Here is an 11,115-nt window from a genome sequence, read left to right on the forward strand (position 1 = left end):
CGGACCGTTACCCCATCTAGATCTACATCGAGGCCGGACCTGCGCTGGTCGACAAAACCGAGGATATGCTGTTGCGGGCGGTCGAGCATTTTGCTTTTGCGCTCGACAACCGAAGGCAAGTGGCAGAGCTAGGTTCCCCGCGTATTCTGATCGAGCCGCAGCAAATAGGGTAACATTGCTCAGGCTTTGTGGCCTGCGCTTTGTTCTCTGGCAAGCGTTCCCATAGCAAAACGCCGGCCTTTGACCATTCTCGACGGCAACGGGGAAAAGAGGAAACCGAATGATTGTTGCCACAACTGACAGGCTAACACTTCGTGAGTTCCGCGAGGGCGATGGTCCGGCACTCTTTGCCTATCTGCACAAGCCGCGTGTTTCCTGTTTCGCTTCCATGGCGGTGGCCGACGAGATTGCCGCAGAAGCCGAAGCACGCAATCGTGCCGCGGCCGGGGATTATGTCGCTGTCTGCCGTCAGGATACTGGGCAACTGATCGGGGACCTGTTTATGGAGCGGGAGGGCGATACAGTTTCGATAGGTTGGCACTTCAATCCCGATCATACGGGCGCGGGGTTCGCCTTCGAAGCATCCCGGGCTTTGATCGACAACCTTTTTTCAAGCCAAGGTGTTCGCCGTATCTACGCTTATGTCGAAGACGACAACGTCCGATCGCAGCGGCTATGCGAGCGTTTGGGGATGCGGCGCGAAGGCCTATTTCTGGAGTTTGCATCCTTCATCGACGACGCTGATGGTCAGCCAATTTTCGAAAATACGTTCCAATATGCGATGCTGCGCAAGGAATGGCCGTCGCACGGTAATTCTGTTGCCACTACCTGATAACCATTCAGACCGGCAGGTCGCCATGCATTCCGATCGCGCTGCCCACACCCGCCAGGCGCTCCGCCTTGCCGATACGGCTTCTTCACTGAACCCGCGTCGCTTCAATCCTTGGCTTGATCGCGTTTGGTTGGGCAATCGGAGGGACAGAAAGTATGCTGATTGTCTGGCGTTCTGAACCAGTCATATCGGAGGCCAAGGCGCTTTTCAGCCTTGCGGCGCCATTCATCATTGGCAATCTGGCATGGCCTCTGATTGCGGCAGGCAATCTTTTTCTGATCGGCCATCTGGGTTCTGACGCGGTTGCTGCGGGTGCGCTGGCGACGAATCTGTATAATGCTTTTCAAATTTTCGGGATTGGGCTGGCGACTGCGATTTCCCCGATGATTGCCCGCGAGCGAGGGCAGAACAAGTATTCGGTGAGGGAAATACGGCGCACAGTCCCGTCAGGGAATGTGGATCACGGCCGGTTTTTGCGTGCCAATATGGATTGCCCTGTGGCACGCAGCCACGATCCTTCTGGCACTGGGGCAGGATGCGGTCCTTGCAGGCCAGGCTCAGATGCTTCTGCGGGGCCTGCAATGGGCACTGTTGCCCTATATGTGGTTCTATGGGCTCCGGCATTTTCTGGGCGCGATGGAACGTCCGCTTTGGGGCGTAATCATCACTGTCGCTGCGCTGCCCGTCAATTTTCTGCTGGTGCCTCATATTGGGGCACCTGGGTCTGCCCCGCCTTGGCCTTTTCGGCGCAGGACTGGCTAGCAGCCTGACATCACTGACCATGTTGCTTACTCTGGTGACGGTCATTGTGCGAGATCGCCAGTTTCAACGCTTTCACGTTTTTGGCCGCTTCTGGGCTGCGGATTGGCCCCGGCTCCTCACCATGCTTCGCCTTGGTGCGCCTTATCGCCGTTACATTTGCCATGGAAGTGACGGTGTTCAACGCGTCTGCCTTTCTCATGGGAACAATTGGACGTTCCTCGTTGGCGGCCCATGCTATTGCCAATCAGATTGCGGGGCTATGCTTCATGGTTCCGCTGGGCATCAGCCAGGCGTCAACGGTCAGGGTCGGGATCGCCTATGGCCGCAAGGATGCGGTGGCCATCAGTAGGGCCGGATGGATCGCGCTTGGTTTTGCCCTCGCCTTTGCGATGACATCCGCGCTGACGCTGGCGGCATTGCCGCGCAACCGCATCGCGCTTTTCCTGGATCTGCATGACCCGCGAAACGGCGAGGTCGTGCTGCTGGCCACCAAATTTATCTACATTGCTGGGGTGTTCCAATTGATGGACACCACGCAGGCGGTAAATGCGGGTTTGCTCAGAGGGCTGCATGACACGCGCTATTCCATGACGGTGCCGGTGTTGGGCTATTGGCTGGTAGGGATGGGAACCGGATACTTGCTTTCTACGCGCACGCCGCTGGCAGGTGCCGGCATTTGGATCGGGCTTGCAACCGGGCTGGCTTTCGTGGCGATCTTGCTGTCCATGCGATGGCTGTCGCGTATTGCCCGTTTGAATTTTGGCGCTGGTATCGTTTAAGGATTGATCGCAATTTACGTGGGATCACGCCCGGAGATCCGAGACCTTTGCTCCGTTTACCAAACCGTCAAATGTTCCTATTTGGCCGCGATACACTCCTGTTCTGATTGCATCCGGCATGTACTGAAAATCAAATCAATGCGTTCCGCGTTGAATCTGAGCAGCGGCATCGCCTGGCGCATCATTTCCGCTTCGGCCAAAGGGCCTTGCGGCTCAAGGTCAGGTTCCTGTGCCGACGAGCCGATTGGCGCAGGATCGCTGAGGCTCCTGATGCCTTGGAGATCGGCCCATACCAGCCATAGCGACTTGCCGTCAGGCGCGAGCCATTGCGGCGCGATTTGGGGCGAATAGGGCCGCCCATCGGTGTTTCCGCCCGGAGCCCACGCGCGATCCTCATGAACACGCCGCCACGGTCCCCAAGGGGTGTCTGAAACCCAGAAGCCCAGATAGCCGGGCTGTGCGAACTCGGTTCCATCGGACGCACAGCCGGTACCGGCGCTGACCATCATGTAAACTCCAAGCGGTTCGTTCCAGACAACGCTTGGCAACCAGGTTTCAACCACGATGTCGCCTTCGAAAAGACTGGTGCGATTGACCCAGCCCTCGGGAAAGATGTGGACAGGCTGACGTGCCTCAATCTCTGGGCGCCAGACCGGGGCGCCTTCAGCCGTACGACCCGCGTAGAATTCATAGGCGGTGCGCTCCAGCATCTGTGCGATCGGGACGCGGAACATCATCAGTTGATTCATCAGCCCCTCGGTGTTTCCATTAGGGCTGTATACGTATATGTAGCCATCACGGTTGGCGCGATAGTCCTGCCCCATTTGCAGAAAACTCAACAGAGAGAAACAGCCGTCCGGCTCGTCATAGAAGGCAAGCCGGGAGCGCGATTGCTCTGCCCAGTTCTCGTCGCGAACAGGCGTGCTGCCATCCTGATTGCGCCAGATGCGGCCACCGTCATCGGAGTAGATCAACTTGGCCGCATTCCAGTGACGCAGCCGGCCCTGTGCCCGGTCCAGCGCGCCAAGTGATTGATAGATCCGGCCATGCACCGCCAGCAGACCGTGGCCATGATAATGAGGAACATCCTCCGGCCCTGCCACGTGATCGACAGCCGGGTAGCCCGGTACTTCGTCCACCGTGAGAGCAGGGGGGTGTCCATCCAGTTTCCAAAGCGAGCGTTTGTAGAACCTTCGGGGTTTCGTCGTGAAACCAATGCCATCGTTCTGCACGATGAACTGTTGGCCATCGGCTCCCCATGTCATTTTATAGCCATCGCCCATGCCGGGCAGGCGAAAAATCGTCGCATCGCGCAGATTGAGGCCGGAAATGCGGCCTTCACCGGAGTTAGGCCCTTGGGAAAGTGCGCCGCCCGCCCACATAGCTTGCCCTGCCGTCACCGCTGCTGCCAGCACCTGCTTTATGAAAGATCGTCGCGCCGACATAATGTGCGTCTCCTGGAGCAACCGGTTTTGACAGCGACGGGAAATGTCCCGCCGCTGTCCATGAATTCAAAAATCAAGTTGATACTGGATGCCGATCTGCCGCGGGCGGCTGACGACCGCCCGCGGCAGGCGTTGATATGTTCCGTCGGCAAGCAGCTCTTGCCGGTCGAAGCTGGAGGCGGGCTGATCGCCGTAGTTGAGCCGCTTATCCATCAGGTTCTTCACGAAGACCATCACCTGCGAGCGGCCGAAGCTCAGTCCCATATTGCCGTTGATCATGCTGATCGGCTGACGCGTATAGAAGCCACCGGCACCGTCGGGCACCTTTGTGCTGCCGGAGTAACTGTAGTCGGCAGCAGCAAAGAACGTGAACGTATTGTCGATCTGGTTTTCGTAATAGCCAGATACGGTCGCGCTCCATTTTGGCATTTGCGGCAACGGGCTGTTCGCAGGCATCGGCAGCACGCCGGGCTGGAGCAGGACGCCATTGGTGTACCCCAGGCCGGCCTGGATCGAGAATGGAATGGAGGCAATCGGTCGGCCGGAAATCTCCAGTTCACCGCCTCGTATTCGTGCCTTACCGGCGTTCGTGGTGATGGACAACAAACAGGTCGGAAGGATCGTGGATTGCTGGATATTGCTCCAGTCGATCTGGAATGCCGCCGCGGAAGCATTGATCCGGCCTCCGGCAAAGCGACTCTTCGCACCAATCTCATAATTCCAGAGCGTGTCGGACCGGTACTGCCTGACCTTGTCGCTATCGAGTCCGAGATTGGCCAGGTCTGCATTGCAAATATCGGGCAGCAGCGCCGTGCTGCCACCAGGACGGAACCCCTTTGATGCGGAAACATAGACATTTCCGTGGTCCCCGACCTTGTACGAAAGCACGGCCTTGGGAACCCAACCGCTTTGCTTGTCGCTAACGGCAGGGCTATACTGACCATTTACGTCAAAGAGTATGCCGGTATTCATTGATGCGTCGCCGCTAGCTTTGTTCCAATATTTGCGAATTCCCAATGTAACTGTCAGCTTTGGAATTATTTCGTAGTAAACTTCGCCAAAGATTGCATAGTCATTGGAGCGGGTGATGCCCAAGTTAGCGCCAAACCAATCCGGCTCGAAGCCAGCGGCTGCCAATGCCGGAACATGGTTTACCGGAACATCTGCACTGGAATACTGGTGCTGGTAATAAACACCCGCGATTCCTGACAAGTGCGGCAACAATGTGCCCTCGTCGAAGGAAATGCGGTCTTCATGCGTAAAGCGCCGCTCCTTATTCAAAGAATAGGCGGTGATCACCGGATGCCCGAAATCCGATCCGAAATTTTGCTCAAGCCACAGGTTGCTGCCTTCGGTATCATCTTCCAGCTGCCTGATCCTGCGCATAAAAAAGCTTGTCGAGGACACCACCGAGAAGCCCTGACCAGCATAGTTCAGGACAAGGGAGCCAAGGCCCCAGCTGTCGTGCGAGTACTCCTGAACGTCGGCATCGCGGTTCGAGATATAAGAGAGGGGGCGATACCCGGGCAGCGGCACATATGCAGCGGGGAAGCCGTGCAGGATGTCGGATTGGCCGATGACTGATGCTGTGACCTCCAGGCGATTTGTCAGCTTGGCTCGCAATGTAGCCGATCCTGCCAAGACGTCATTGCCTCCTTGACCGCCAACCGAAACCAGTCGGCCGGAAGCATCGGGGAATGTTCGCGTAATGAAGCCTGAATCATGCCTGTAACCGGCTGCAACGTCCAACGCGAGTTTGCCGGGCACCAGCACGAAATTGGCTTGGGCATTACCCTGTCCATCAAAGCCGGCATCCTTGGTGCCTCCGCCCTGGACTTGGACAGAACCCGAGGTCTCGCTAAACGAGGGTTTCTTGGTGATGAAGCGTAGATTGCCGCCCATCGAACTGGCGCCAAACAAGGTACCTTGTGGCCCTTTCAGCACCTCCATGCGGTCAATGTCGAGCGTCAAAGGACTGACGGACGAGGGGACCGGCGTGTCGTTGATATAATAGGATGTCGTGCCTGCTCCGGCGACCCCGCGGATCGTGGTTTGGCGGTCACCTGCCCATTGTAGCGTGCCGCCCTGACCATACTGAAAGCTTAGATTCGGAACGCGGGTCGCGTAATCAGAGAAGCTCTGGATGTTTTGCGATTTGATGTAGTCGGACGAGAGGGCCGTGATTGACGCGGGCACGTCGGTCAGCTTTTCATCCTTGCGCCGGGCCGAAACGACAATGTCCGAAGTCTGCGACAGAATGGTATTGGAAGTGTCCTGCCGGTCGGCAGTTTGCGCGCCTGCTGTGCCGCTGGTCAGCGCAAGCGCTGCCCCCGCCAACAGCACCGGGCGGAACGGCCTAATGCCGCTCGTGGATATCGCTGCGAAAATGGCTTTGGATCGACGACAAGTCGTCGCTGCTATGAGATCGCTGCTCAATTTCTTTTTACTCCCTGTGATAAGTGTTTTGGTTTTGATGGGCTCAGGCCGACTCTGCGGTCAGACATCCAACGCCTGAAAATTGGCTCGCCGGAGCAAGCGGGAGAGTTGGGAGCCGCCTGCAATCAGGCTGCGCAACTGGTTTCGGCTCAGGTGGACATCGTTACCCATGAGTAACGTGCAGCGAAAATTTCTGAATTTTGTTGCGCGATTGTAAATAGTCAAATCGCATTGAAACCCGTTCGGAAACGTTTGCCCATGCCGGCTGAATGTTACCTGCCGTACAGGGTGTTAACCAGAAAGACGCCCATATTTCGGTCAGTTTGCAGCAGCAAGCAACGGTCAAACGGTTACACCACGGCTTCGCGCTTTCTCCGACGTGCGCATCTGACATAGCCTGCGAGGCAGATCGGCTGCCAGGTCGGCGGATGTGTGGGGGAAACGGCTCGGCTGCGGAGCGATGCCCGGCGCGAGGCGCCGGAGCGTTCGATCCGGCCGCGCAATTCTCGCCGCGACAATGGAGATCAAGATGAAGAAAGTTAAATTCGGTATTGCTGTCATTGCTGCCGGTTTGCTGGCGGCAGTACAGCCCGCATCGGCTCACCATTCGTTCGCCATGTTCGATCAGAATAAGACCGTAGAGTTCAAAGCCGCGACCGTGGTCCAATTTCAGTGGTCAAACCCGCACGTCTACGTGGTGATCAAGAGCGGAAACACAAATTATACTCTTGAATGCAGCAGTCCTTCCGGAATGCGCGACAACGGATGGAAGTTCGATACCTTGAAGGCCGGCGATAAAGTTGATGTGGCGTTTTTCCCTATGCGTGATGGTAGACCGGGCGGCGCATTAAAGACCGTCACCTTGCTGGGCGGCAAGGTCCTGAAGGCATGGTAACCGCTCTCCGGTAAAATCTTCAGGGCGAAACAATCACTTCAATGAAAGGTCTACCGCTTACATGCGGATTCAGAACGTATCCGGGCTCGTGGTATCTGCGTCGATTTTGCTCACCGCTCCCACCGCGATCGCCGCGGAGGTTAAGCCTGCCCATGCCCTTGCGCGTGTTTCCGATAACGCCATCATGAGCGCCGAACATAACCTGACCGGCGTCTGGGAGCGAGACCCAAGCCCATTTGAGGAAGGCGGTGCAGGTGCGGCCGAGGACATGCCTCCGCCACGGCCGGGGCCAAACCTCAAGGAGCCTTTTGCCGCCGAGTGGAAGGCGCTGCGGGCCAAGCGGCAGGCGGCTCTGGATGCAGGCAAGCCGCTTGCGGATTCAAGCACACTGTGCCTGCCGGAAGGCACGCCAACGATCATGCAGGCAATCTACCCGATCCAGATTCTTCAGACGCCGGGACAGGTCACTGTGTTGGCAGAACTCTACATGCAGACCCGGCGGATCTATATGAACGCGCCCTTTCCCAAGCGGGGCGATCTGGAGCCGACGTTCTATGGCTTTTCCTCCGCCCGCTGGGAGAACAAAACGCTTGTTGTCACCACCCGTGGACTGCAAGAGAGTATGCAGTTTTTCGAAATCCCGCACAGCGACCAAATGGTGGTGACCGAACGATACCAGATCACTGGACCTGACAAGATGCGGATTGATTTCTCGATCGAAGATCCCGCCTATCTGAAATCGCCTTATCGCTGGACGTGGCGATACAAGCGCAACCACAAGTACCGCATTCCCGAATATGTCTGCGATCACAGCCTGGAAAAGATAAATCCTGACGGGACGGTGTCCTTCGAGCCAAAGTAATTTGTTCCTAGCATCGTTACTGTCCGCACCGTTGGATGGCAACGATCCTGCTTTCGCCGCACAGTCGACATACCAGCGAACTGGATCGTTCGGCGCAGATCCGCATCACGACGATGGCTGTAATGGTTGCACGTGAAACCGATCGAGTGGTTGATAAACTCATATATCTGGGTAGTTTGTCGGCATGGGCAAATTTATGGAAACATATGAAGGAATATCAAACATCTGTCCCGCATCGGTACTATTGAGGCGGCAGTTCGGCAATGCGTCGGACTGTCTCTGGAAGTTGATGAACGTGGCTAGGCGGACAAAGTTGGCGCAAGACGAATGGCGCCGATGGCAATGAACGCTTCCGACGAAGATGCCCAGGCCCTGTTCGCGGAAGGCCAAAAGGTCCGAGAGTCCATCGCGTCAAATCGGTCCGACACGCTGCTACGCATTTTTGATTACTTGCTGCAATGCTCGATAGAAGGCCAACGACCGCGCGAAACCGACATTGCCACCGAGATCTTTCCCAACGACCTGATGGCAACCGGCCATCAGGGATCTCGGGTACGTGTCGGCGTCTACCGCCTGCGCAAGAAACTGGATGCGTTTTATGAGGGGCGCATCGGTCGGCGCCTTATCATACCGCCCGGCGAATATGCGCTCCAGTTGACAGCGCCGGACGACCCGGTCGAGGTGGTCGATCATCAGGAAGCCTCTGCCGCACAGCTCCGGCGGGTGCCGCTCTTGTGGATGGCGATTGCTGCGTTGGTGCTTATTAATGGCGTGGCCGCATGGCTTTACATGGATCATGAATGGGCGCCTGAGCGGGCGCTGGTCCGCTCGCCGCTATGGGGCGCTATCGCTGCAAGCAAGCGCAAGACTTATCTGGTAATAGGGGATCACTTCGCCTTCGCCAAAGTTTCAAGCGGCGTGAAGGATGATGATATCGTTCACGACCTTAATATCAATTCAACAGACCAATTCTACAAATATACCTCTTCCAGACCGTATGTTTATAAAGAACTTAGGGATCAGAGTCTTTATACGGTCAGTGATAAGGTTATGGGTTCTGTTGGCATCTTAGCGTCGTACTTGCATATATCAACAATTCAGCCGACGACATCGTTCAGGCTCGATCCCACCATGATGCAGGCTTCGAATATTGTCTATGTTGGGACATTGGACGAAATGTCGAACCTCTTACGCACCCCGCTTCTGGAAGCTTCGGGATTTAGCTGTGGTTCGCATTGCTTTGACCTTATCGACAAGGCATCCTCTCGGCGCTTTGCTTCCGACAGCCCTTATGTGCTTACCGATGGCACCGTTCCGCGACGCGACTACGGCTATCTGGCGAGCTTTCCAGGGCCGTCCGGCCATTCGGTTGTGATTGTCTCCGGCACTGGTGATGCTGCGGTACGGCAGATGGCCGAGATTGTTACCGATGTAACCATGATCGAGCGTCTCCGCCACCAACTGGGCGGCAACCTGTCTGCGTTCGAGGCGCTGTATCAGGTGCGCACCATGTTCGATCAAACCTATGGCAGCACCCTGGTCGTGGCGCGCCCGTTGAATTCAGGGCACATGTGGGATAAGACAAAGCCCGACGAATAGCATCGTTTTAACGATGTACTGTGCCGCCCGGTGCGAGTTTCAGCAGCCGTGAGTTAATCAGGCGGGTCTCGAACACCAGATCCCCAACGGTTCGGAACTGGAAAAGCGCCTCGAAAGCTGCCGCTGGGCCGATATGTCGGGAAATGGCATCGAGTTGCTGCTTGTCGGCAACGATGCGCACTATCTGCGCCAATGCAGCGTCCTCGATGCCGGCGATCACGATCGTCCTGTTGCCGGCAGGGCCTGGAAAACTGGCGACATAGCCATAATCGTAGCCCATGGCGGTGCCCGCCTGTTTCTGGCTTGATGTCGTGGCAGAGTCCGTTTTTGCACGAAATGTCTGTCCGGTCGCCGTATCCCTGATTTCTTCAAAGTCTGAACCCGGCGCGTAACCCAGGATGGGCAGAATTGGTGAACGAAGTTTCCCTAACTGCGAAAATGGCGCAACATAGATGACATTGCGTGTATCGATCAGGTCTTGCGAGATTTTCGATACGGGAACGATGTCACCCATCGCATGATCCTGCCTCACCTCGCCGGCCAACGATAATGTGGTCACCGCAGCCATCGCAATGCTTGATGGAATGCGATAGATGTCGCGATCATGCAGTGCGGAGTAAAGCTGTGGACGTTGCCCCAGATAGGCGTCCAGATCGAGCGATGACTGGATTCCCGAATGCATCACAAGGCGAGCGATCTGTCCATCGCCGCCGCCTTCGGCCACCATATAGAAGTCGCTGACGGCAATGATGGGGGAATGCGGATGAGCCGCGATGGGCTTCCAAAGCTGACTTTGAGCGAGGGGAGGCACCGCATGCTGTGTACGACCGGCACTCCCCCCCCATAGCAGCAGCCACAGAAGGGCGCTTGCAACAAAAGCCATACCAAGCGCAATTCCGACCCGCTGCCCGCCCGCTGAGGTTGGCATGACGGCGGGGGACGGAGTATCACCGGGCTCTGTGTGGTCGGCCGCCTGAAGCAGCAGGAGCCGGTATTCGCCTTTGGGGATATGCAGCCGCGACCCGCTGGTACCGGCGTTGAAAGCCTCCAGCCTTTGGCGCAATCGATAGACATAAGCGCGGACTGTGGAGTCCTGAGAGGTATCGAAATCCGCACTCTTGTCGAACACGGACATCGCGATTTCGACCTCCTTGGGCGCGCGCGATTCCGATGATCGAGCTACGAGATAGTCGAACAGTTGGATCAGCTTGATGGCTCGGCCGTCAGTAGCAAGCACTTCACGAAAACGCGCCGATTGCTCGGCCATGATCTGCTCTGTCGGAGTGTGGAACGGGTCTTCTGCAACAGGCTCTGTCAACTGGAAGGGCCTCCTTGAGTTGAACCCTATCTGATGGCCTTCGGGAGTCAATGCATAGCCAATCGACTATATCTATTAACTCCATCTGCAGCATTTTGTCGGAATTTTCGCCCGGCTTTTCTGAAGCATATTCCCGTACCAAAGTGATGCCGAAAGGCTGCAAACACAATTCTGCCCCCCTGAAGTG

The 11,115-nt window shown here is 56.7% G+C and carries 10 protein-coding genes and 1 pseudogene; 8 read left to right on the forward strand and 3 right to left on the reverse strand.

Annotated features, from left to right (window positions below; genetic code table 11):
- The first annotated feature begins 280 nt into the window (after positions 1-280).
- From IP65_RS20400 to IP65_RS22285, 4 genes and pseudogenes are all read left to right on the forward strand, one after another.
- Positions 281-832, forward strand: a complete 552-nt coding sequence (locus IP65_RS20400) for a GNAT family N-acetyltransferase (RefSeq protein ID WP_082350296.1) — start codon at positions 281-283, stop codon at positions 830-832.
- A gap of 155 nt (positions 833-987) precedes the next feature.
- Positions 988-1,236, forward strand: a pseudogene (locus IP65_RS22275) (MATE family efflux transporter); the annotation flags it as partial.
- Positions 1,237-1,285: 49 nt separating this feature from the next.
- Positions 1,286-1,594, forward strand: coding sequence for an MATE family efflux transporter (locus IP65_RS22280; protein WP_369801324.1), 309 nt, complete (start codon positions 1,286-1,288; stop codon positions 1,592-1,594).
- A gap of 44 nt (positions 1,595-1,638) precedes the next feature.
- Positions 1,639-2,373, forward strand: coding sequence for an MATE family efflux transporter (locus IP65_RS22285; protein WP_369801323.1), 735 nt, complete (start codon positions 1,639-1,641; stop codon positions 2,371-2,373).
- A gap of 77 nt (positions 2,374-2,450) precedes the next feature.
- Here IP65_RS22285 and IP65_RS20410 read toward each other — a convergent pair whose 3' ends face one another.
- On the reverse strand, positions 2,451-3,818 hold the full coding sequence (locus IP65_RS20410) for a DUF4185 domain-containing protein (RefSeq protein WP_197279314.1): 1,368 nt from the start codon (positions 3,816-3,818) through the stop codon (positions 2,451-2,453).
- Between the two features lie 66 nt (positions 3,819-3,884).
- Positions 3,885-6,254, reverse strand: a complete 2,370-nt coding sequence (locus IP65_RS20415) for a TonB-dependent receptor (RefSeq protein WP_054132879.1) — start codon at positions 6,252-6,254, stop codon at positions 3,885-3,887.
- A gap of 529 nt (positions 6,255-6,783) precedes the next feature.
- Between IP65_RS20415 and IP65_RS20420 the strand changes: the two genes are divergently transcribed.
- From IP65_RS20420 to IP65_RS20430, 4 genes are all read left to right on the forward strand, one after another.
- On the forward strand, positions 6,784-7,149 hold the full coding sequence (locus IP65_RS20420) for a DUF6152 family protein (RefSeq protein ID WP_133726858.1): 366 nt from the start codon (positions 6,784-6,786) through the stop codon (positions 7,147-7,149).
- Between the two features lie 61 nt (positions 7,150-7,210).
- A complete protein-coding gene (locus IP65_RS20425; protein ID WP_156306809.1) occupies positions 7,211-8,011 on the forward strand; it encodes a hypothetical protein in 801 nt (266 codons plus the stop codon).
- Positions 8,012-8,046: 35 nt separating this feature from the next.
- Positions 8,047-8,259 carry a hypothetical protein gene (locus IP65_RS21585; protein ID WP_133726856.1) on the forward strand — a complete coding sequence of 71 codons (213 nt, stop codon included), beginning with the start codon at positions 8,047-8,049 and terminating at the stop codon, positions 8,257-8,259.
- A gap of 94 nt (positions 8,260-8,353) precedes the next feature.
- Positions 8,354-9,610, forward strand: coding sequence for a hypothetical protein (locus IP65_RS20430; protein WP_156306811.1), 1,257 nt, complete (start codon positions 8,354-8,356; stop codon positions 9,608-9,610).
- A 7-nt stretch (positions 9,611-9,617) separates the two neighbouring features.
- Here the strand turns inward: IP65_RS20430 and IP65_RS20435 are convergent, their stop codons facing one another.
- Positions 9,618-10,928 carry a hypothetical protein gene (locus IP65_RS20435; RefSeq protein WP_156306813.1) on the reverse strand — a complete coding sequence of 437 codons (1,311 nt, stop codon included), beginning with the start codon at positions 10,926-10,928 and terminating at the stop codon, positions 9,618-9,620.
- Positions 10,929-11,115: the final 187 nt, after the last annotated feature.

Source organism: Novosphingobium sp. AAP1, from assembly GCF_001295765.1.
Lineage (GTDB): Bacteria > Pseudomonadota > Alphaproteobacteria > Sphingomonadales > Sphingomonadaceae > Novosphingobium > Novosphingobium capsulatum.

What these genes read in the sequence shown, in the direction of transcription:
- IP65_RS20400 (WP_082350296.1), top strand. Translation starts at nt 281, where the DNA reads ATGATTGTTGCCACAACTGACAGGCTAACACTTCGTGAGTTCCGCGAG.
- IP65_RS22280 (WP_369801324.1), top strand. Translation starts at nt 1,286, where the DNA reads ATGTGGATCACGGCCGGTTTTTGCGTGCCAATATGGATTGCCCTGTGG.
- IP65_RS20410 (WP_197279314.1), bottom strand. Translation starts at nt 3,818, where the DNA reads ATGTCGGCGCGACGATCTTTCATAAAGCAGGTGCTGGCAGCAGCGGTG.
- IP65_RS20420 (WP_133726858.1), top strand. Translation starts at nt 6,784, where the DNA reads ATGAAGAAAGTTAAATTCGGTATTGCTGTCATTGCTGCCGGTTTGCTG.
- IP65_RS20425 (WP_156306809.1), top strand. Translation starts at nt 7,211, where the DNA reads ATGCGGATTCAGAACGTATCCGGGCTCGTGGTATCTGCGTCGATTTTG.
- IP65_RS21585 (WP_133726856.1), top strand. Translation starts at nt 8,047, where the DNA reads ATGGCAACGATCCTGCTTTCGCCGCACAGTCGACATACCAGCGAACTG.
- IP65_RS20430 (WP_156306811.1), top strand. Translation starts at nt 8,354, where the DNA reads ATGAACGCTTCCGACGAAGATGCCCAGGCCCTGTTCGCGGAAGGCCAA.